Below are 24,092 nucleotides of genomic sequence, written 5' to 3'. Positions count from 1 at the left end.
TGCGTCTTAAAATGGCAATTTCATGAAAAAAAATATCAATCAATGATAAGTATAAGATGGACTCAAAAACTAGATAAGATTAATAAAAAGATTAAGTCCAAATAGAAAGAAAACTTCACCTTCATATTAAGTAGCTTCATATCGCAAACGCGATAAAAGGATTGCAGACAACTAACCCACATTAATCCAAACACAGTTGACCCATTAAAAAAGCTGAACAATGCGGTCATTGTTCAGCCTTAAAAAATTGTATTATTTAATCGGGATTAGATAACCTTAATGCACCTCCTATTTAATCACCAGCTTCTGAGTTTTAATTTGATGGTCATTATTAAGCTTTACCACATAAATACCAGTACCGATGGTTGAGATATCCATGGTATTTTCCGTAGTATTTGGATTGAGAGCTTTACTCAATACCAACCGCCCTTGTATGTCATATAAATAGGCTCTTGTTGCACCGGTCAGTTGCCCCATAATGTATAAGGTCTTAGGTGATGATGTTGTGTAGATGCGTAAATTATCATTGGCATCCATATCTCCAATGGATAAGGTTCTCGATGCATAATGGACATTGAAACGACCCGCACCATTCAAATCTACGGTAGGTGTAAAAGTAAAGGCGTCATCATTCAACAACGTCAGTGTATTGTATTGGGTATCTTCCAAATACACATTAATATTAGCTGGCAATGTGGAAACCTCATCAAGACTAATGCTCAATTGTGCGCCCGCTTTAGCTTTGACTCCCAAAGGAACGATCACATCATTAAAATCTTCATAAGGCAGAGCTTGAATGGCAATATCCAAACCTTTATTACCCTCTATTAAATTAGTGAAAAGTAAAAAATCAACCTTGGTGGCAGCATATGCGGCTGCATCATAACCTGGATCTATTCCTTTGGTGCTTCCGTCCACGAAATACACGCTTGTACTCACATCACTGGACCCTCTTGTCAATTTAAGTTTGCTTAACGCAATATTCTTATTGGGTCTGCCATGGATAAAGTCATCCGATGCACCTGAAGTTCTCATCTCCGGTGTAAATCGTACTATACCACCGCCCACTTTTGATTTCACAAAGAATCCTTGACCTGGTGCAATTTTGGGTTGTAAATTAGGATCCTCAAAACTTAAATTGTTGAGAATTGTCCACTCGCCGGAATTACCAGTATAACCATATATGGCCTGATAGGCTTCTCCAGCTTCAAATTGATCTTTATTAACCTCAAAGAACATTTCAAAATCAAGATACGATGGATATGGGTTTCCAATAAGATTCCAAGAACTTCTAGAACCGTCATAAATTGGAACACTTACAGCACTCTTAGTAGTGGTTCCTCTAAAGCTCAAGGTACCACCATTTACTGTGGCTGCCCTGTATCCTATACCAGGTACCATCGCTTCACTCCCCAAATTGTTTGTTCCTATATTAAAATTCTCATATTTGCCCGAGTTCACGTTATAAGGTGCAAAGGCATAGATTCCTACCGTAGTCGGATGCGCAGCTATTACACCTACGTTTTCTTCCACAAAAGCAGCATTAAAATTCCTCGCTACAGGAGGCGAAATAAGATCATTACCACCGCCTGCAGAGGTTCCCATCTTATTCACATAACGATTATAAATAACGGTCCCGGTTAAATATCCAGTTTCAATCAAACTGGCATAAGATGTAGAGTTTGAATTTAGAGTCAGGGTATTTCTAACAGATAAATTGACCGCGGCATTTGGATTTACCGTTAAAGCTGCTCCAGGAGCAACCGTAATGTTACGGGCAGATGTACTTTGCAAAATCATTGCTTCACCACTTTCGATGATAATATCATCAAATATACCGGATACACCACTTGGATCACCACTTTCAGACCAAGAGCCATTAAACGTGTAGATTTCTGGAGTCACCACATTTATTTCCAAGGTCTGGACGCATTCTATAGTCACATTAATCTTTATCTCCGCCGCATTGGCATGTTGCTGGAGTTCTCTTACCTCTGAATGAGCCACTAAGCGCACGTATCTGCCACGGATTTCAGGAAACTCTTCAATCTTCCATCCATAGGTGTTTTCCCATTGTCCAGTGTGGACAGGAGTACCCCAATCTAAAACATCTTCACTTACCCAATCGTCAGGTGAATCACTTACATATATCGAAAACTCAGAAATTCTGCCATTTTCAGCATTATGCTCCTCACCTACTTCATCTATTGGACGAGGTAAATATTCTAGTCCTACCACTCCTTTTTCTTCACCTAAATCTAAATCTATCCAATGAGGAAAGTTGTAATCATCCCATTTTGTATGCCAATAAGTATTAGGGCTTCCGTCAATGGCTTTTTCACGGTTACTATCTTGGAGTTCTATTTGCTCACTAGATACATCGTGGATAGACAACTCTTTAGCTGGTCCAACCTCACTCAATGTAGCTGTTACTGTATAGACACCTGATTCGATGATATTATTGATGACGCCATTAATTATTTCAACCCCATCCGGACCTCTCACAATATAATCAACGTTTTCATCATTAAGCGTCAATCTGATACTATCCCCCTCACGAATGGAAATCTCTTTGGAGCCACTGCCCGAGTTATCGCCTATTTCATACACTAAATAATAGTCGTCACAAGGGTCTGGCTCCACAACAACCTTATATTCTTCATTATAAATAGCTTGGATTTCTGCTTCGGTAAGTGCAATATTGTAGAGCTTAAACTTGTCCATACGGCCGTCGAGCTCATCGGTTATGCCGCTGCTGTTTCCATCTTCTCCTCCAGGATTATCACGCAGCTCATAAAAGCCAGAGAGTGTAAAGGCATTATATACTGATTCCGGATGATCTGTCCTAATTATTAAATTTCCCGTAAGATCAGAACTTCTAAATTCTTCACCATTCACATAAAGTATTGCAGTTTCACCATCATAAGTGGCCACAAGATGTTCCCAAACCCCAGGCTCGTACCTCTTATCAATCTCGCGGTTACCATAAAGAATAGCAGATCCTCCATGCGTAAAAAATTCCAACTTATACTGATCCGCGTGATAGCCCATAAAAAATGACGAATAATCAGAGTTTAATTCACCTAAGTGCGTAAAAACAGCCACATTCGGAATTTTGCCGTCTGGCAATCTACTATCAACATTTCTATTCACCCAGGCCATGACCGTAATTTGGTTTGTTAACGCAGCTCCTATTGTGGAAGATGTCGGAATGTCAACAATAGAATTACTCCTAAATTCCATGCCATTCATTTCAAGGGCATTTCCTGATAAACCATCGGCGGTCCAAAAATCACCAAGTGTTGCTACTGGGTTTCCATCATCGTCATGCTCTATAATTTCACCATGATTATCATTTCCAGAGGAGTCTCTAATTAAAGACCCAGTCCCTTCAAAAAAATCAAATTCCACCAATAAATGGTCTCCATTAAGCCTCGAATCTGCTTCACCTACCAAAACCGTTTCTGCAATACTCGGAACGCCATTTACATCTATAGCAAACAACATATAATAGCCTGGAGGCATGAGATTGGCTTCGGGGATATTTAAAGTGTAACTACCATCATTATTATCTGAATAGGTTACAGGCACCCGACGCTGCTCGTTATTCACACTATGGGTAGCCGAGGACATTCTTATAAACGAAAACTCCTGAATGCCCGGTGAGGCCGTCACGGTTAATGATCTTTCGTAAAATGCCTTATCTGGGGCTTTTAAAGTTGGACGCTCTGCCAAATCGCCATTACTATTAAACAAATACGGTGGACTGAATATTTCAGCATCTTTATGATTGGCTGCACAACCTTCGCCACACAAGCCGCCACCACCCATAAAAACGCGGCCATCCTTCAATAAAATGGCGGCACTATGGTAAGTTCTTGGCGTTTGCATACTGGCCAAAGTTCTAAATGAGTTTGATTCGGGATTATACATCTCCGCAGAAAAATAAGCCACATCGTCCACAAAAACTTCGGCATGATCCAAACCTCCCATAATTAACACTTCGCCATCAGGAAGTACGACGCTACTCACATATACTCTGGCGTGTTCCATTGGATTAGCCGTGGCAGTTACGGTCACATTATCAGTAATGCCCGTTGAATCAAGAGCAATCACATAGGCATTTGGATTTGGCACGGTGTTGGACGAGTATGACGCACTCCCGCCTACTTTTAAAATTTTACCGATATCAAACATGGCAGCGCTACCATTCATTGACATAGAGTCTTGAGCTCTTTGACCAATTACTTCATAAGAACCCGCTCCACTATTTCCATTTACATCAATCCAGTGCATCGTCTCTCCTGGGCCGGCATGAAAAATTTTCCCGTTAGGCGCGGCAAACAACCACGCGTGGTTATCCAATCGATATACACCTTCAGGCTCTCCATCAATATCATTTTGATTATAAAGTATTGTGCTTGACAATCCTGTTAGATGGGTCCAACCTTGGCCTTCTCTCCATATCTCCCCGTCTCTCCCTCCTGCAGGGACACCATCGTTCCATGATCCACCAATAGTAAATGCCGCACCGTCCGCTAAAGTCACCGCGCCTTGATACCCTCTCGGAATATTCATATCTACATCAGCTGTCCAAACTCCTGTTTTAGGATCATAAATACTGGTTTTCTCATCAGAGCTCCCACCAGTGACCAATAATCGTCCATCGGCCAGATTGTTAATCCCGGGGCAGAACATATCATGATAAGTCTCGGTTACCGTTCTTGGTAAAACCGCCCCTAAGCTATCATTCCCTAAAGGGTCAAAAATTTGGGTAAACGTGTACCCATCATTCATATCAAAGTCGTCATGATATTTTGAAGACCAGGTCACCAATCTCCCATCGGGCAAATTGGCAATAGCAACAGGGACAATGTCGAATTCAATGATACCACCCCATTGGCCCACTACTTGCGGATCTTGGGCAAAACTTTTAAACCCCACAAATAGCAGGAATATAGAAAATGTGAATAATTTAAGGCGTGTCATAATGGTTAGGAATAAGCAGGATTGTAAAAATTAAGTTAGCCTCTTCGACTAAGTCTTAACTCAAGGTTGATTAGGGTCACTATGAATTAATTCAATAGACGAATTGTCTACTTTTCCTTGTAAAGAAACACACTTAAGCTAAGAACGCAGATTATATTAGGCAAACTACTGATATTTTCGACGAATCCTCTCGCAAACAGACGATTGAAGTCAATAATTACATCCTAACATGATGAATGTAGTCCTATTTAAAGACAACATAAAGTGCTAAAACATAGTGTAGGACTATCATAACTATTGAGCAGAAGGATTTTAATAAAGGAATTATCAAATAACTCCCAATGAAAATTAAATACTTTTAAGGGCTTTGCTCGCTTTATTCCATCGACTCCAAAATCATCTCAATATCCCTTTCCGTAGTGTCCGGATTGATAAAACAAAAACGTGACACAGTTTCAAAGTGGTCGCCATTTTTCCATTTGGTGGGTGTGACCAATGCAAAACCTTTGCGATGGTTTTCATAAGTCCATTCGGTATAATCGTCCGGTTGCCATCCTTTTCTTCGGTACAATACGCAAGATAAACTTGGTTCTCGAACCAATTCCAGATCTGGATGGGCTGTAATCATTCTTCCGGCAATTTGCGCCAGTTCAATGCCACGCTCCACCGCTTCCCTATACCGATCCGTGCCGTGGGTAGCCAATGAAAACCATAACGGCAATCCGCGGACGCGACGTGTTAACTGAATTTGATAATCGGTGGGATTAAAGCCATGTGCACCTTCGTCCTTAAAAATATCCAAATAAGAACCTTGTTGGGAATGGGCGTTTTTTGCCAATTCCGGTTCTTTATAAATTACGGCGCCACAATCGTAGGGCGAGAACATCCATTTGTGTGGGTCGATGGTCACGCTATCTGCTTTTTCGATGCCATCAAACAAGTGGCGGACAGAATCTGCAACCAAGGCACCACCACCGTAAGCGGCATCTACATGAAACCATAAGTTTTCCTGCTGACAAACGGAGGCAATGTCGGCCATATCATCAATAATGCCTGCATTGGTTGTTCCTGCCGTGGCGACCACTGCAAAAAGGCGTTTTCTCTCGTGTTTTGTCAAGCTTCCAATAGCTGTTTTTAGATCAGCACCTGTTAAACGCTCTTCAGAATCGACCAAAAGGATATCTACATCGGCTACTTTCGCCATCGCTTTGATGGATGAATGCGCGCCAATGGAAGTAATGATCAATCCCTTTTCTCTCTGGAATTCAGGATTCTCACGCCAATGTTCTCTTGCCGTTACAATGGCTGATAAATTGGCTGCGGTTCCGCCACTCGTAAATACACCGAACGCACCGTCGGGCATACCTGTAAGAGACACAATCCACTTCATGGCTTCATTTTCACAGAAAATGCCGCCTGCACCTTCCATCCAATACGCACCATGAATACTGGACGCCGAGGTGACCAAATCGAACATAATGGCTGCTTTTGTAGGCGAGGCTGGTACAAATGCAAGATTTCGAGGATGGTCTACCGGCACATTGGCCTTTGCCAAATGGTCCTTCCATAAATTGAAGGCATATTCGCCACCAATCCCTTTTGCCGTGATCGTTTCTCCCACCAGACTTTTGAGTTCTGCTTCTTTTTTGGGCTTGCCTATGGGATGCTCCGTTGCTGAAATACGCCCAATGGCATATTTCATAATGTCCAAGGTCATCTCAATTAAGTTCAAATCAATTTTGTGCATGCTTTTCATAGCTCCAGATTTATTGATTTGAAATGTCTAAAATTAAAAACTCAGCTTTTAATGGCTCTAAATTTTCAATTAAACTCTGAATGATGTCTTCGCCATATTCCAAATAAAACTCCGAAATATTGAGATGTCGCTCTTGCAGACTTTGTCTTGGAAACAATTCATCCTGTAGGATTTTTACACGATCCAAAACATCCTCCATTTTCCGTTTCTGGGCTTTTAATAAGCGATGTTCAAGATTTTCTATGCCCTTTATTTGTTTGACTTCTTGTGCCGCAACCGCGCCCTTAAAGGATTTGTCGGTTTGCTCCGCCAAAACATATAAATCTTCAAATTGCTTCTTTAAATATTCCTTTTGAGGAGTAAAATCGATGTTGATATCGGAAATGGATTTAGTTACCTTGGTCATTAAGTCTTCTTGATTTAAGAATAAATCGGCAACAGAAACCTTCAATTTATTAAGTTTATCCTTTTGTTTTTCAGTGATGAGCAGTACAGAATTCCGAAGCAACAACATTGGAAAAGTCACGTCTTGCGCTTCAAAATTAGATTTCAATTGTAACCAATATGCCAATTCCCCGCCGCCGCCGATATAGCAAAGGTTGGGCAGAATAATTTCTTGATACATAGGGCGCAAAATCACATTCGGACTAAATCGTTCTGGATGTGCGTTTACCTCGGCAAGTAATTCATCCTTTGTCCATCGGATATCGGTATCTAAAACGCCATATGAACCATCGGTCTCTAAAATTCGTTCTCGTAAGTCTTTATTGAGATAGAATAAATTAATTTTCCTAGGGTTGACCTGTATTTTATAATTAGAAGGCAATTTATTGATCTCTTCATTTGTTTTGGTCACTTTCTCAAATGCCGTTTGTTGAATCAATTCTTCAGAAATATAGGGCAGATACATTTTTTTCAAATTGGGATCATTCCCATCTAAAATAACTAAGCCATAAATTGCAAACAGTTTATTGACCAAAAATCGGGTTGCATCTGTTAAGTTATCATGTTCCAAATAAGCTTGCTCAAATAGTTTCTTTAAGGATTTTGCATTCTCACTTTTATCCAACTGCGTTGCAAATACCTCATAAACATGGTCCAAACCTTCTAAATCCAATTCCCCAACAGCCCCTGAAGCTTCTCTGTTCCACTGCACTTTTTTGCCCTTAAAATTAAAGAAGTTGATTTCTTCAAAATCGTGGTCTTCCGTAGCCATCCAATAAATAGGCACAAAATTAAAATTGGGATAGGCTGCTTTTAATTCCTTACAAAGATTAATTGTCGAAACAATTTTATAGAAAAAATATAAGGGGCCCGTAAACAAATTCAGTTGATGCCCTGTGGTGACCGTAAATGTTGTGCCGTGCTTTAGAAGATCAATATTAGTGAGGGTCATGGAAGAAATGCTCAAGCCTTCATACTGTAACATGAGTGCCTTCACCAAGTCAGACCGATTGTTTCGATTATAATTCAGCTGTTTTTCTTCAATCTGCTTTTCAAAATTTTCAAGCTTTGGAAAGCGATTATAAAATGGTTTGAGGTTTTCCTTTTCATCTAAATAATCGCAAATCAAGGAAGAAAAATAATTGGTGTCTTTAAATGGGATATAATCAGTTGGCATATTCGTATTTAAAAATGAAATGTAAAGATAATGCTCTTAACATTTTTTGAGTCCTAAATTAAAGTTAATTCACTTTGGCTTCCTATCTTTACTCAACTAATTTATTCCACACTATTTCATTATGCGTAAACTATCCGTTTTTCTTTTTGTCCTTTTGAGTCCCATTTTTGCTTCGCAATCGCAATACCTTCAATCCCCTTCAGAGTTTCTTGGTTATGAATTGGGTACAGAGTTTTCAAGACACCATGAAGTGGTAGACTACTTTAAAATGGTAGCCTCACAACTGCCAAAACAGGTCAAACTTGAAACATACGGAGAGACTTACGAAAGACGACCGCTTTATACGGCGATTATTTCTTCCGAAGAAAACATGAAAAACCTTGAAACCATCAGACAAAACCATCTAAAAAATGCTGGTGTTCTTGAAGGAAGTGCATCTTCCAACGATATTGCCGTGGTGTGGCTGAGCTATAATGTTCATGGCAATGAGGCCTCAAGTACGGAAGCATCAATGAAAACCATTTACACCTTATTGACAGAAAAACAAGACTGGTTGAAAAACACGGTGATCATCATTGATCCTTGCTTAAACCCTGATGGTCGCGACCGATATGTCAATTGGTATAATCAAACAAAAAGCACGCCTTATGACATTGACCAACAAGCTAGCGAACAAAACGAACCTTGGCCAAGAGGCAGGGCCAACCACTATCTATTTGATCTCAATCGAGATTGGGTTTGGGCCAGCCAAAAAGAAACTCAGGCACGTTTAAAAGTTTATAATAAGTGGTTGCCGCAAATTCACGTCGATTTCCATGAACAGGGCATCAATGATCCGTATTATTTTGCACCAGCTGCAGAGCCCTTTCACGACATTATAACCGATTGGCAGCGCGATTTTCAGACGCAAATTGGAGAAAATCACGCGAAATACTTTGATGCTAATGGTTGGCTGTATTTCACACAAGAGCGTTTTGATTTGCTCTACCCAAGTTATGGCGATACTTACCCGACTTATATGGGCGCCATTGGGATGACCTATGAGCAAAGTGGCCAAAAAGGTTTGGGAATTTTGAATGATGAAGGTGATGTCCTAACCTTAGTAGACCGATTGGAACACCATTATACAACAGGTTTATCAACTGTAGAAATGGCTTCTAAAAATGCCGAAAAATTAAATGCGGAGTTCAAGAAGTTCTTCGCCAACAAGAATATCAAGTACAAAAGTTACGTATTGCACGGTTCACGTGATAAGATAGATGGACTAAAAACATTATTGGACAAACACGAAATCACTTATGGTGCCGCAGCAACAGGAAAGATTTCAGGTTACAGCTATAATGACAGTAAAAATGGCAACCGCAACGTGAATTCTGAAGACATAGTGATCAGTGCCCTTCAACCAAAAGGTCAAATGGTGCAAGTATTATTTGAGCCTCATACACATTTGGCAGATTCTATCACTTACGATATTACCGCTTGGAGCTTACCTTATGCCTACGGATTGGATGCCGTGGCGAGCGGCAATTTAGTTGGAACCACAACTATTGGAAAGACCCCAGAATTAAACACGAAAAACGCCAATGCCGTAGCCTATGTCGCCAAATGGGATCATATGAAGGATGCTGAGTTTTTAGCCGAATTATTAAAACAAAACGTCAAAATACGTTTCACAGAAAAACCTTTAACTACCAGAAATTCAGAATCTTTTGATCGGGGTGCCTTGATTATTATAAGAGGTGACAATAAAAAAGTTGAAAACTTTGATGATGTCGTAATCGCCGCCGCCAACAAGTTTAAGAGAAAAACGGTTGCCGTTACCAGCGGATTTTCAAAAACAGGCCCCGATTTTGGATCGCCAGATGTCAAGTTGGTCAATAAACACAATATTGCAGTGCTCTCTGGCAATTACACCTCGTCTCTGGGCTATGGCGAAGTATGGCATTTCTTTGAACAGCAATTACATTACCCTGTCACGTCAATTAATACCAACAACTTTTCAAGAACCAATCTCGACAAATACACTGTTTTGGTCATTCCAAATGGGAATTATAGCAGACTATTCGATAAATCAAACTTGGAAAAACTTCAAAACTGGGTCAAAAAAGGAGGTAAAGTCATTGCGATTGATGGCGCTTTAAATATTTTCGCAGATCATAAAGATTTTGGCTTGAAGACCACGGCGTCAAAAGATACAACGGCCTTAAAAAGCAACCTCATCGCTTATGCAGAACGCGAGCGTGACAACACCAATAACTTGATTACAGGGTCTGTTTTTAACACGGAGGTGGACAACACGCACCCATTAGCTTTTGGTTATGATCAAAACTACTTTACATTAAAATCAGGATCTACCGCTTACAGTTTATTAGAAAAAGGCTACAATGTTGCTTACTTAGGTAAAAACCCTAAAAAGGTATCTGGATTTGCTGGAAAGAATACCTTAAAAAATTTGGAAAACTCTCTAATTTTCGGTGAAGAACGCGTTGGTAAGGGCAGTATCATTTATATGGCTGATAATATCCTTTTCAGGAATTTCTGGGAAAATGGCAAATTATTTTTTGTCAACGCCATTTTCTTTGTGAATAATAATGCCTTCCAATTGTAGCAGAATCAACAACCTCGGGGCTCATCCGACCAACACAGCGGGCAAGCCCACGAGGTATGAATAAGAAATCGCCTGTTCTATCGGGGCAAGCCTCGGGATATTAAAACCCACGGGTGGAAATAAAATTAACAGTTAAGGCATTTATACGTCTGTTTTATTTTGTATTTTAATAACAAAAACTAACAGGTTATGAAAACTAAATTCAATTGCGTTTTCCTCGATTATAAAAACCATTTGTTATGTGTCTTATTAATTGTTTTTGGTGGAACGACTATTTTTGCATCCACCTTATTCCAGGAGCAAGACATAGTACAAACATTCTCTGAATTCAAAGGGACTGTTATTGATGGCAAATCCAAGGCTCCTTTATCCTTTGCCACTTTAACCGTTGATGGAACCAATATCAGCACAGTGACCAATTCTGATGGTGAGTTTTTATTAAAGGTACCAAACACCATGGTCGATAGTTCCATCAGAATCTCTTTTTTGGGATATCAGGTCAAAACAGTTCCGCTTTCTAATTTAAATGGGGAAAACATTCAAATTTTACTAGAAGAATCTGCAACGCAGCTTTCAGAAATAAAAATAAATGTTCCAAAAGATGCCATCACTTTAGTAAGAGCAGCATTGAACAAAAAAAGTGAACATTTTATTAACGAGGAAACTGTAATGACCGCTTTTTACAGGGAAACCATTAAAAAAAGACGTCGTAACGCTTCCTTATCCGAAGCGATAGTAGAAATTTACAGAGAACCTTACTCCTCGTCCAAATCAGATAAAATCAAACTTGTCAAAGCTCGAAAAAGCACCGACTATAGTCGGTTGGATACTTTGGCCCTAAAGTTAGAAGGAGGTCCGTTTAGTGCGCTTTATGCGGATGTGATCAAATATCCGCAGTATATATTTTCTGAAAACGATTTCAGCAACTACGAGTTTTCTTTTGATAAATCTACTGAAATCAATAACCGTAGTGTATATGTGGTGAAATTCAAGCCCCATGAGAACATTGTTATACCGATGCATTACGGAAAACTATATATTGATGCCGAAACTTTTTCACTGGTTAGCGCTATCTACAATTTGGATGTTGAAAATCGGGAGATGGCAGCAAAAATGTTCGTTAAGAAGAAACCTAATAGAGTTACTGTTTATCCCACAGAAGCAGCCTATCGGGTGGATTATAGGACTCAGAACGGAAAATGGCACTATGGTTACAGCAATCTCCAACTCACCTTTAAAGTGAACTGGAAAGGCCGATTATTTAACAACGTTTACACCTTGAACAGCGAAATGGCCATAACCGATTGGACCAAGGCCTTGGACGATTCCTTCACACGAAAAGAAACATTGCGACCAACAGTCATTCTAAGTGATGAAGCTTCGGGTTTTTCTGATCCGGAGTTTTGGGGTGAGTACAACATTATTGAACCCGAGAAATCCATTGAATCGGCCATCGAAAAAATCAACAAACAGATGGAGAGAAGAAAAGAAAATGAGTAAATGGGTGGCCAGTGACCGATGCCTGATGACCGATGACGCGCGCGACTCCCAAATTACAACCTACCACCAATTGATCACCGCTAACTGAGGACTGCCATCTGAAGACTGACAACTACCCTCTACCCTCTATTTTCTATCCTCTAAAATCACCTATTCCTTAGACTTTCTATACGCCAAATAGAACAACTGAGGCAACACCGTCAAGGAAAGTAGTGTACAAATTAAAATACCACCCACAATCATAATCGCCAAGGGTTTTTGAATTTCAGATCCCATGCCATTGGAAAGCGCAGCTGGCAATAAGCCCATGGCACCCATTAAACCAATCATCACAATAGGTCGTATTTTTTCTTTGACTCCCAAAGCAATCGCCTCTCTTAATTTGTGGCGCTCCTGCAATTTCTCATGAATAACGGTGATTAAAATCAGTCCGTTAATCGTTGATACTCCAAAGAGGATAATAAAACCAATGCCAGCCGAAATACCAAAAACCGTTCCCGTAACCCATAAGGAAATCAAACCGCCGACAAAGGCGAAAGGCAGAGTAAGCGCAGCGATAACAGTGTCTTTGACATTACCAAAATTCATGTACAACAAGAAAAGAATCAACAATAATGAAATAGGCACGACCACCATTAATTGCTTACTGGCACGCTCTTTACTTTCAAACTCCCCCGCCCATTCCACTTTGTTGTACGATGGAATTTCAACTTCTGCCTCCACTTTTTTCCGTGCTTCGGCAATGGTACTTCCCAGGTCACGTCCTTCAATACTAAAACCAACCCCGATATAACGGCTATTTCCTTCCCGATAGATAAACGCAGGACCTGTATGGAAATCAATGGTCGCTATTTCCTTTAATGGTACGTGATGGCCATCATAAACCGGCACCAGAATATTACCAATGGCCTCCGCCGATTCACGATGTTGTTTTTGATATCTAATGCGGATATCAAACATCCGTTCACCTTCATAAAAAGTAGTTGCCGCCTGACCTCCAATGGCCATGGCTACCACCGATTGGGCATCGGACATGGTGACGCCATATTTTGCCATCTTGTTGTCATGCAATTGAATCCGCAATTCGGGTTGACCGATATTTTCATACACATTTAAATCCGTAATGCCTTCAATATCTCGGATGGCATCAGCAACTTCATGGGCTTTCCCTTCCAATTCGAAGAGATCATCCCCAAAAATCTTCACCACCAACGAACTTTTTACGCCCGCCACATATTCTTCGACGTTGTCTTGAATAGGCTGGCTAAATCCGAAATTGATCCCCGGATAGGTTTCCAGATCATCTCGTATTTCTGCCATTAAATCGTCTTTTGAAATGTCGCGTTCCCATTCGCCTTCAGGTTTTAACTCAATATGAAATTCGATATTGAAAAACCCGGTAGGATCGGTGCCATCATTGGGACGTCCCGTTTGGGTCAACACAAATTTAATCTCATCGTGTTGTCTTATTTTTTCTTTCATCTCCTGTGCCAACTTCACCGATTCGTCAAGGTGAATGCTCACTGGCAAAGTTGCACGGACGTAGATGGCGCCTTCATTTAATTTTGGTAAGAATTCGGTGCCGTAATAACTGAACTTTACAGCACATATCACCAATAAACCCACAAACGCATATAAGGTTGCTCTTCCGTGTTTATCGGTAAATTTATAAAGTTTAAAAAATTGCACGTTAAAAAACTTTGACACAATGCTTTCTTTATCATTAACCCCTTTATTCAATAGTACTTTACACATGGCTGGCACATAAGTCAAACTTAAAATAAGCGAGCCTAAAAGCGCATAGCCTAAAGTGTATGCCAAGGGCGAGAACATCTTCCCTTCCACTTTCTGGAAGGAAAATATAGGCATGAGGGCAACGATGAGAATAAACAAGGCGAAAAAGATGGGTGTTGAGACCTTGCCCACGCTTTTTTTAATAATCCCCAACTTAGAGACTTTCGCAAACTTATCTCTTCCCATAAGACGGGATTTAATTTGGAGGGACACAAAAACCTGTTCCACAATGACCAAAGTGCCTTCCAGAAGCAATCCAAAATCGAGCGCGCCCATGGATATTAAATTGGCTGGCAGGCCTTGGATTCGCAACATGATAATAGCGAACAAGAACGATAGCGGAATTACCGACGCAACAATCAGCGTTGTTCTCCAGTTATAAAGAAAGATGAATACGATCAACGATACCAAAATCACCCCTTCAATTAAGTTGGTCGTTACGGTACTAACCGTGGTTTCAACCAATTCTGAACGGTCGATAAAAGGGACGATCTCCACATTTTTTGGAAGAATCCGTGTGTTTAGTTCGTTGATTCGTGTTTTTAAACCTTCAATAACGTCGGCAGGATTTTCACCTCGCAACATGATCACGATCCCCTGAACAAGATCATCATCTTCATCCAGTCCCACTTGGCCCAATCTGGGTTTGGCGGCAATAATAACTTCGGCCACGTGTTTTACCAAAACTGGCGTAGAACCGTTTACCGTAATCAAGATGTTTTCAATATCTTCAACACTTTCCAACAAACCAACGCCACGGACTGCATAGGCCTGATCGCCACGCTGAATCACATCACCACCAACATTGATATTACTTTTAGAAACCGCTTCGTAAACATCCAAGGGCGAAAGGTCATAATTTTTTAATTCGCTGGGATTGATCTGGATCTCATAAATCTTTTCTTCGCCTCCAAAACTCGCTACATCCGCAACGCCGGGAACAGATAAGAGTTCACGTTCAATAACCCAATCATGAATGGCAGTAATTTCCTTTATTTGCAAATCACTCTTCACCACATATCTAAAAATTTCACCGGTAGCCCCAGAAGGAGGTTCTATTTGTGCGTCACTTCCTTCTGGCAATGCCAAACCTTGAAGTCTATTGGAAGCGTATTGTTGGGCATAAAAATCCTCAACATCATCATCAAAAAGAACGGTCACCACCGAAAGTCCGAACAAGGATGTGGAGCGTACTTCAGCTTTTTTCGGAATGGTATTCATTTCCTTAGAAACAGGAAGTGTAATAAATTTTTCTACTTCTTCGGCACTTCTACCGGGCCATTGCGTAATGATTCGCGCTCTGGTATTGGTGACATCTGGAAAAGCTTCAATAGGAATTTTGATGTAATTTACAATCCCCGCCACCAACAACAATCCTGTTAGAAAAAATACAATGGTGGAGTTTTTTAAGGAAAACCCAACGATACCTTGGACAAATTTCTTCATGGATAAGGCTTATTTTAACGCTTTTAAGTGGTTGTAAATCAAAAGGTGATTTTTTGTGATAATTTGTTCGCCCTCTTTAATGTTATTTTCAAAATAAACCGTGTTGGCGTTTTGTATGGTCGGCGTCACCTTTCGGACTTCGATATCGCAATCGGATTTATACAGAACCAGGAAATGTTGGTTATCGTCAAAAATCAACGCATCTACTGGAGCGGCATTAGCCATCAGACCGTCTTCCTTTTCAACCGTGACATCCACCAGCATTCCAGGCATGAGTTTGCCATCTTTATTATCCATCACGATACGTGCTTTTAGAACACGTTCATTGGAATCAAACACTTGTGATACCACATTTATTTCTCCTATAAACACCTCCTCGGCATAAGGCAAAGCTTTTATTTCTACTGGCATGCCTTGTTTTACATACGGAATATTTCCAGCGTAAATATTGGCCATGATCCAAACTTCATTCAAATCGGAAATTGTAAAAAGCGGATCGCCTTCTGCCGAAACCTGCATGCCTGCTGCCACATTTTTACTGATAATGGTGCCCGAAGAGGACGCTCTCACCTGGAACACACCGCGCTCCGCACTCGCACTATATAAATTAAGTTGCGCGTTAATGTTTTGAAGTTCCGCTCTCAGTACATCCAAACTACTTTGTGCCTCAATCAAATCTCTTTGGGAGGCGATCTTATCGTGATGCATTTCCTGAACCGATTCCAATTCGCGTTGAGCGACAAGGATTTGGGATTTCAGACTTGATTTTTGTGAGGTCAAACTACTGAGTTCACTGCTCATCATTTCCAAAAGCAACTGTCCTTTTTTAACTTTATCACCTGAGGAAAAATAGGTTTTGGTCACGACACCACTCACCAAACTCACAAAGTGAACCAGCTTGTCCGGGTTTGCCTCTACTTGAGCGTTCAGTATAATGGATTCTGTAATGGTTCTTTTTTCTACAGCCACTTTAACAATATCATCTTTCATAAAATCATTGAGACAAAACGTAGTGGTCTCTTTATGAATGATATGTTCATTTTTATTTTTTGCGCAACCACTGATAAGCAGAAGCAAAAAAGCAAAAAGCGTCAGACGGTATAAATTGGTGTTGTACATTTTTTATAATTGAATAAATGGTATTTAAATTTCTTTTCCGATGGTATATTGGAGCGTTTCCAATTGCAAATGGATTTCTTTCTTTGATTCGAGGATGATTCTTTTATTTTCCAGATAAGCCTCCTGAAAATCCAAATATTGCAATAGGTTGATATTACGGCTCAAGAAATTCTTGGAATAACTTTCGAAGATTTCATCTAAATCGGTTTCAAAATGGGCTTCTATGCTTTCATAAAACGCTAAGGCAGCTCTAAAATCCTTGTAATTCTGATCAAATTCGGCCTGCGCTCTTAACCGGATGTCGCTGGAAAGAATACTGGTATTTTCAATTCCCATTTGTGCATAAGCAATCGCACCTTGATTCCTGTTGAAAACAGGTAAGTCTATAGATAACCCGAATCCGAAGAAACTCGGCCACACCCCGCCTCCACGATCGTAAGAGGCATTCAAATTGATATCGGGAATGGCCTGCGATTTTTCATAGTTAAGTAAACTTTTGAAATGCTCATTTTCCAATTCGGCCAATTTCACATCAGGTCTATACGTAAAAAAATCTTGTTGAAGATTTAAAACATCAAGATCTTGAAGTCTTTGGAGGTCAGGCGTAAAATCATCTTCATGCACAAGTAAACTTACCGGCCCAGTAATGCTCAAAAGCACTTTTAATTCCTTCTCCGTTTCGTTTTTGGCTTTGGAAAGTTCATTGATTTCTTTTGAAAGTTCCAATTGCAAGCTTTGAAGTCGCATATATTCCCCTTTGCTAATATGATCGCTCTCAAGTTGTCGTTTATAGGCCTTTAGTAATTTCTGGATCAAATCACGTTGCTTGAAAAAAATTTCAGTGTAAAGCTGCAAATACTGTAACTCGGTGAGTGTATTTCTAAACTCGTATTTCAGATTTCGAAGCAATTCTTCAAATTCCTGTTCGGCAACTTTAACGCCAACTTTCTCAACCTCCATCAATTTTCTACGCTTTCCGGCGGTGATAATTTGCTGCTCCAGCTGCACTGCAAACTGTGTGTTTTGGGCAACACTCCCAAAAACCTGAGGCAATGGTTCATCCAAATAAGACAATTGCTTATTGGTGGCCCACAGATTAATTTCTTCAACGGTCAAACTTGGATTGGGCCAAAGTTTTGCCTGTGCCACCATCGCTTCTGCCTGATTTATTTTGTAGGTCTCAGCAAGCAGTAGTAGGTTTTGCTTTAAGAAAAGTTCTTCATAGTGCTGTCGATTAAGTTTTAACGTGTCTTTTTGCTGTGATTGAGCAAAAACACTTGAACTAAAACCTATTAAAAGCACGACGGCAATTTTCGAAAAGAATTGTGCAGCATCCTGCATCTCTTTACCACCAATAATTTTGTCCTTCAATTTCATGGTGCAAAAGACTCCAAAACAAGCTTAAAAAGACCTTAAAATGGATAAAGTTTAGCTTAAGAATGCATTAATCATGTAGCATTAGCCACCATATAATGGGAAGATCAACGAAAAGGTATTTAAGTTTTCATTGTCCGTATAGTAAGAGATTTGCCCCTGGTGCTGTGAAATAATTTTAGATATAAAAACAAGCCCTAGCCCAAAACCCGACTTGCCTTTGCTATTTTCTCCTCTAAAAAAGTGTTGAAAGAGGTATTTCTGTTCGTCTTCAGTAATGACAGGGCCTTCATTAATAAAATCCAATTGAAGCTGTTTTTCATCAGTAATAATATGAATGCTGCCTTCTTTATTAGAACTGTAATGAATGGAATTTAGCATCAGATTCATAAATGCCGCTTTCAATAAACGTGCAGAACCTTGTATGGTCAATAAGCTTTCATTGTCCGTTTGCCCGATATAATCCACTGAAAATTCAAATTCTGGATATAATTGTGAAAGCTCATCCATAGTATCAAAAATCAACTCATCCACCCGAATGTTTGTTTTTGGAATGCTATGCCCGGCATCGGTTTTTGAGAGTTCCAACAAGAGGTTAATAATTTCACTGAGGTTTTTGGTGTCTTCCTTCTGACGGTTGATCTGCGACTTCAAAACCTCCAAATCCGTTTCGTTTTCCATACGTTCAAAATTGGAGACCAAAACAGCGATAGGTGTTTTTAACTCATGTGAAATATGATTAATGGCGTGTTTTTGAAAGGATACGGCCTCTTTCATCCGTTTCATCAACTTGTTGAATTGCTCTGCCAAAACCACAATTTCATTTTCTGAACGCTTGACTTCAATAGGAATATAAAGCGTATCAAAATTATAATTGGTGATTTTTTTGGTGATATCTACGATGGGTTCTGCGATAATCCGGGACAGGTAATAGGCTATTAAAACCACCACTAACGAAATGCCCAAAAAGGTAATCAGCAATACGTATCGTAAAAAATCCAATTTTGAATAACCCGATTCGTCAAAAGCTTTATTGATGCCGTAGTAAGTATTGTTGTTATATTTCACATAGACACCTACCACGTCATACAAATCGTCTTTTGCTTCTAACCATGGGTTGACGATGGTCAGCACTTTCAGGATGTTGTTGACCTCTTCCTGAGGAATCTGTAAATCGTCAATACTGGAATAAATCAAGGTTTTTGAATGGTCGAAAATCAGGAGTTTTTCATCGTAAAACTCGTTGATGCTGATCCGATCCATCGCTTGGATAATGGATTCGTCCGCTTGTCTAATTTCAGTTAAAAATTTAATGGTGGAGGTGATTTTCTGCTTTTGTTTCTGTTGAAATTCCTCCTCACGATATTCATAGAAAAGCGTGTAGATAAAAAACAGGGTCATGCCCAACAAACTGATGATTGTTGCTGAAAAATACAACAGAATTTTTCTTCTAATACTCATCAGTCCTCGAAATAATAACCATAACCGATCTTAGTTTTAATGGATTCCTTATCAAACGGACGATCGATTTTCTTTCGTAAAAAATTGATATAGACCTCTATGGTATTGGTGTTGGCATCAAAAGACTTCCCCCAAATCTCTTGGATCAACCGTTGTTTAGAGACAATTTCACCTTTAGATTCCAACAATTTGAGTAGGATTTGATATTCTCTTGGAGTTAACGAAATTTCCGTTTCCTGTCTGCTTACTTTTTTCAATCGTGTATTCACCTGAAGATCCCCAGCAATAATAATCCCATTTCCTTGACGATCAACGGAATTGTTTTGACTGCGTTTTATAAGTGAATTGATCTTTAAAATCAGTTCACGCATATAAAAAGGTTTGGTAATATAATCGTCGGCTCCCATTTCATAACCGTGCACTTTATCTTCCAATTCAGAAAAGGCTGAAATCATTAAAATGGGCGTTGCCATATTATGGGTCCTAAACTCTTTTGCCAAATCGAAACCGCTTTTACCGGGTAAATTAATATCCAACAAGATACAGTCGAAATGCGATTTATTTAGAATTCTCTCAGCCAACAATCCGTCATAAACGGTTTCGACCTGCATATTTTCTGCCAAAAGCGCATCTTTTATATTTCTATTCAGCTCTGGATCATCTTCTATGATAAGTATTTTTTTCACCCGAACGATTTTTTTTGAACATCCAAAATTAAGTAATATAAAATTGATTTCGCAATCATGTGTCTACACACAAACACAACAAATAAGGAAAATCCAATATAAATTATTTCTTTATGAGGTCCAGAATAGCGCTGTCTATACAAATTATTTTATGACGGTAGGATCTCATCAGGAAAATCAGTAATAGCGACAAAACCTTGCGCTTTAAAGCAAAAAATAAGACTTACATTTGCACTTTAAATCCTACAAATGGTTTTAAAAAAACATAGTTTTTATAAATTTTGATGATATAAAATTTTCGAATATGGAAGTTACCAAACCACATTTTCTCGATTTAATAAAGAATAAAAAATGGCGTGAATTAAAGCGTTCCTTGCAGGACATGGATGCTTTGGACTTGTCATTGATGGTTGAAAACTTCTCTAAAAACGATAAGATCATTTTATTCAGATTGTTATCCAGAGAACAGGCCAAGAACGTCTTCAAAATGCTTCCGCAGTCTGATCAGGAGGAAGTCATTGAGGGATTGTCTGAGAATTCCCAAAAACTATCAAGATTACTGAATGACATTGAGCCCGATGATAGAACTTCATTTTTTGAAGATTTACCGGAAGATATTGCCCAAAGTTTCATTCAAATGTTGTCTCCCGAAGAACGAGCAATTACCGTTAAACTTTTAAGCTATCCAAAAGATAGTATTGGACGTTTGATGACGCCTGAATTCGTAGCCATAAAAGCGGATATTACAGTTGCCAAAGCTTTTGAACATATAAGGCAGTTTGGACAGGATTCTGAAACTCTAAACGTTATTTATATCATAGATCATGAGTGGCGGTTAATTGACGACATCTCTATCAAAGATCTCATCTTGGCCAGTCCTGAACAACATGTTTCAGAGCTGCTCGATCATCGGTTTGTGTTCTTGAATGCTTTGGATGATCAAGAAGCGGCCATTCAGGTTTTTAAAGATTATGATCGGGAAGCAATGCCCGTTTTAAATAAAGAAGGTGTGCTTTTAGGAATTGTTACTTTTGATGACATTTTAGATGTTATAGAGGAAGAATCCACTGAAGATTTCCATAAATTCGGATCGATTCAAAATGTGAGTAAAAACCCTTTAAAGGAGCGTATTTTTATTTTATATAAAAACAGGATAGTTTGGCTTGTTCTTTTAGTCTTTATGAATGTGTTTTCCGGAGCGGCTTTAGCGAGTTTTGAAGATGTGATCCAACAAGTGGTTGCCTTGGTGTTCTTTTTACCTCTATTGATTGATAGTGGTGGTAATGCCGGATCACAATCGGCCACACTGATGATTCGCTACTTGGCCTTGGGCGAAATCCAAATCTCCGATTGGTACAAATTAATTGGCAGGGAACTCATGGTTTCTTTCTTACTTGGATTGACTATGGCGGCCAGTGTTGCTGCCGTAGCGAGTTTTAGGGCACCAGAAGTGATTATTGTAGTCTGCATAGCGATGGTCATAAACGTCATGCTTGGAAGTCTAATAGGCATGTTATTACCTTTTATATTTACTAAACTAAACATAGATCCGGCCACGGCAAGTGCACCATTGGTCACCTCACTATCTGATATTTGTGGGGTGCTGATTTATTTCTCTATCGCAGCACGATATTTTGGGTTTTGATAAATCGAAATAAAAAAACCAAATCTTTATCAATGAAAGACATTCAAATAAAGATTTGGTTTAATTTTAGCAGTCAATAGATGCTTTACTTTTAAGATGTCACCACGTCTCCATAAAGATCAAAATCTTCTGCTTCCGTAATTGTAACCATGGCATACTCCCCAGTTTTTAAATAATTCTTAGTGGCATCAATACGGACTTCGTTGTCGACGTCTGGAGAATCAAACTCTGTTCGGCCTACAAAGTAATTGCCTTCTTTGCGATCTATGACTACTTTAAATTCTTGGCCTATTTTGGCTTGGTTCAATTCCCAAGAAATCTGAGATTGGATTTCCATAATCTGGTTGGCACGATCTTGCTTGATCTCTTGCGGTACATCATCTTCCAAATTATAAGCATGTGTGTTTTCTTCATGGCTATAGGTGAAACAGCCCAAACGTTCAAAACGCATATCGGTAACCCATTGTTTCAATTCCTGAAAATTCTCCTCTGTTTCTCCTGGATAACCTACAATTAAGGTGGTTCTAATCGTCATTTCTGGAACTTTATTTCTAAACTCTTTCAGCAGCTTTGTCGTTTTTTCTTTGGTTGTTCCACGACGCATACTTTTAAGAATGTTATCGGAAATGTGCTGCAGCGGAATATCGAGGTAGTTACAGATTTTTGGCTCGCGTTTCATTACATCAAGCACGTCCATTGGGAATCCCGTTGGAAATGCATAATGCAAACGGATCCACTCCACACCTTCTACTTTCACAAGGGCTTCAAGTAATTCGGCAAGGTTACGTTTTTTATATAAATCGAGACCATAATAGGTTAAATCCTGTGCAATCAAGATTAATTCCTTCACACCTTTGGCCGCCAATTTTTCAGCTTCAACAACGATGTCTTCAATTGGCGTCGATCTGTGTTTACCACGCATAATTGGAATAGCACAAAAACTACAAGGTCTGTCGCAACCTTCGGCAATTTTTAGATAGGCATAGTTTTTTGGGGTTGTCGTTAAACGCTCACCAATAAGTTCGTGCTTATAATCGGCACCTAATGCTTTCAGTAGACCCGGGAGTTCCGTAGTTCCAAAATATTGATCCACATTCGGAATTTCCTTTTGTAAATCTGGTTTATATCGTTCACTCAAGCAACCGGTCACAAAAACCTTATCGACTTCACCATCTTCCTTTTTTTGCATAAATTCAAGAATGGTATTGATGCTTTCTTCTTTTGCATTATTGATAAAGCCACAAGTATTGATCACCACAATATTGCCTTCCTCTTCATGCACGACATCTTTACCGCTCGCTTTTAGTTGTCCCATAAGGACTTCGCTGTCATAAACATTCTTACTACAACCTAAGGTCACGACGTTTATGCGGTTCTTTTTAAGCGATTTCGTTCTCATATTCAAAAAAATTAAGTGTGCAAAGATACGTAATGAAAACGATTTAAGAATTACGATTTACGATTGATAATTGCACTATGGACTTAAGATGATCTATTGCACCTTGAATCTTGAATTTGGATTTTTTTTCTCCCGCAGACCCGCCCTGCTGGTCGGGCAGGTAGTGCAGATTTTCGCAGAATGCACGATGATAATGATTTGACTGCTTGAAACCTTGAAAACACTTAGCAACATTACAACTTCTCCTCCTTTTTAAGGAGGAGTGGCTTCTGCTTCAGTAAAGAAGCAGAAGACGAGGTGGTTTTTAACTTGCACTAATTCAATGCTTATACCTGTTCTACTTTATTACCCAATTGTCGCATGAGAACAAACCCTTCCGTCTTCATCCCGTATCCGCGGGATGAAGCCACCTTCCCTTTGAAAGGGAAGGAATTAATTGGACCATGTATGATTGAAAAATAGTGCTGTGAACTTAACTTCATTTTTATACAATTTCCTATTCAACTTCCTGTTTCTGGGTTAATTTTGTTCTTTGTCTACAGTTAAAAATTAGTAACATACCAAATTCCCCCCATTTTTTAAGGAGGAGTGGCTTCTGCTTCAGTAAAGAAGCAGAAGACGAGGTGGTTTTTAAATTGCACAAGCTCAATGCTTATAACGATTCTTTTTTATTCCTAATTCCTCGCTTTAAAAC

At 39.5% G+C, this 24,092-nt stretch carries 12 protein-coding genes; 3 read left to right on the top strand and 9 right to left on the bottom strand.

Annotation, left to right across the window (positions count from 1 at the left end; genetic code table 11):
* Positions 1–288: 288 nt before the first annotated feature.
* The 3 genes from J4051_RS03265 to bshC form a co-directional block, all read right to left on the bottom strand.
* Positions 289–4,989, bottom strand: coding sequence for a galactose oxidase-like domain-containing protein (locus J4051_RS03265; RefSeq protein WP_208232402.1), 4,701 nt, complete (start codon positions 4,987–4,989; stop codon positions 289–291).
* A 376-nt stretch (positions 4,990–5,365) separates the two neighbouring features.
* A complete protein-coding gene (locus J4051_RS03260; protein ID WP_208232620.1) occupies positions 5,366–6,736 on the bottom strand; it encodes a pyridoxal phosphate-dependent decarboxylase family protein in 1,371 nt (456 codons plus the stop codon).
* A gap of 19 nt (positions 6,737–6,755) precedes the next feature.
* Positions 6,756–8,366 carry a bacillithiol biosynthesis cysteine-adding enzyme BshC gene (gene bshC / locus J4051_RS03255; RefSeq protein WP_208232401.1) on the bottom strand — a complete coding sequence of 537 codons (1,611 nt, stop codon included), beginning with the start codon at positions 8,364–8,366 and terminating at the stop codon, positions 6,756–6,758.
* A 121-nt stretch (positions 8,367–8,487) separates the two neighbouring features.
* Between bshC and J4051_RS03250 the strand changes: the two genes are divergently transcribed.
* Positions 8,488–10,974 (top strand): M14 metallopeptidase family protein, encoded by a 2,487-nt coding sequence (locus tag J4051_RS03250; RefSeq protein ID WP_208232399.1) that lies wholly within the window; start codon positions 8,488–8,490, stop codon positions 10,972–10,974.
* Between the two features lie 189 nt (positions 10,975–11,163).
* A complete protein-coding gene (locus tag J4051_RS03245; protein ID WP_208232397.1) occupies positions 11,164–12,474 on the top strand; it encodes a carboxypeptidase-like regulatory domain-containing protein in 1,311 nt (436 codons plus the stop codon).
* A gap of 150 nt (positions 12,475–12,624) precedes the next feature.
* Here the strand turns inward: J4051_RS03245 and J4051_RS03240 are convergent, their stop codons facing one another.
* The 5 genes from J4051_RS03240 to J4051_RS19180 all read right to left on the bottom strand — a co-directional run bounded on the left by J4051_RS03240 (position 12,625) and on the right by J4051_RS19180 (position 20,354).
* Positions 12,625–15,714, bottom strand: coding sequence for an efflux RND transporter permease subunit (locus J4051_RS03240; RefSeq protein WP_208232395.1), 3,090 nt, complete (start codon positions 15,712–15,714; stop codon positions 12,625–12,627).
* Between the two features lie 9 nt (positions 15,715–15,723).
* Complete coding sequence (locus J4051_RS03235) at positions 15,724–16,833, bottom strand: efflux RND transporter periplasmic adaptor subunit (protein ID WP_208232393.1); 1,110 nt, start codon at positions 16,831–16,833, stop codon at positions 15,724–15,726.
* A gap of 24 nt (positions 16,834–16,857) precedes the next feature.
* Positions 16,858–18,210: a TolC family protein gene (locus J4051_RS03230; RefSeq protein WP_208232391.1), complete on the bottom strand. Its 1,353-nt coding sequence runs from the start codon at positions 18,208–18,210 to the stop codon at positions 16,858–16,860.
* A gap of 81 nt (positions 18,211–18,291) precedes the next feature.
* On the bottom strand, positions 18,292–19,668 hold the full coding sequence (locus J4051_RS03225; protein ID WP_208232389.1) for a HAMP domain-containing sensor histidine kinase: 1,377 nt from the start codon (positions 19,666–19,668) through the stop codon (positions 18,292–18,294).
* Positions 19,668–20,354 carry a response regulator transcription factor gene (locus tag J4051_RS19180; RefSeq protein ID WP_208232387.1) on the bottom strand — a complete coding sequence of 229 codons (687 nt, stop codon included), beginning with the start codon at positions 20,352–20,354 and terminating at the stop codon, positions 19,668–19,670. The genes J4051_RS03225 and J4051_RS19180 overlap by 1 nt, the downstream gene beginning before the upstream one ends.
* Before the next feature lie 304 nt (positions 20,355–20,658).
* Here J4051_RS19180 and mgtE point away from each other — a divergent pair, with 304 nt between their 5' ends.
* The gene (gene mgtE / locus J4051_RS03215) at positions 20,659–21,999 is read left to right on the top strand and encodes a magnesium transporter (protein WP_208232385.1); all 1,341 of its coding nucleotides are present in this window, start codon (positions 20,659–20,661) and stop codon (positions 21,997–21,999) included.
* Positions 22,000–22,090: 91 nt separating this feature from the next.
* On the opposite strand, the gene rimO is transcribed toward mgtE, so the two are convergent.
* Complete coding sequence (rimO, locus tag J4051_RS03210) at positions 22,091–23,398, bottom strand: 30S ribosomal protein S12 methylthiotransferase RimO (protein ID WP_208232383.1); 1,308 nt, start codon at positions 23,396–23,398, stop codon at positions 22,091–22,093.
* Positions 23,399–24,092 lie beyond the last annotated feature (694 nt).

The sequence above is a fragment of the Gelidibacter pelagius genome (genome assembly GCF_017581925.1).
Classification (GTDB): domain Bacteria; phylum Bacteroidota; class Bacteroidia; order Flavobacteriales; family Flavobacteriaceae; genus Gelidibacter; species Gelidibacter pelagius.
The sequence above is the reverse complement of the archived record's forward strand: the minus strand, read 5'-3'. Positions and strand labels throughout refer to the sequence as shown.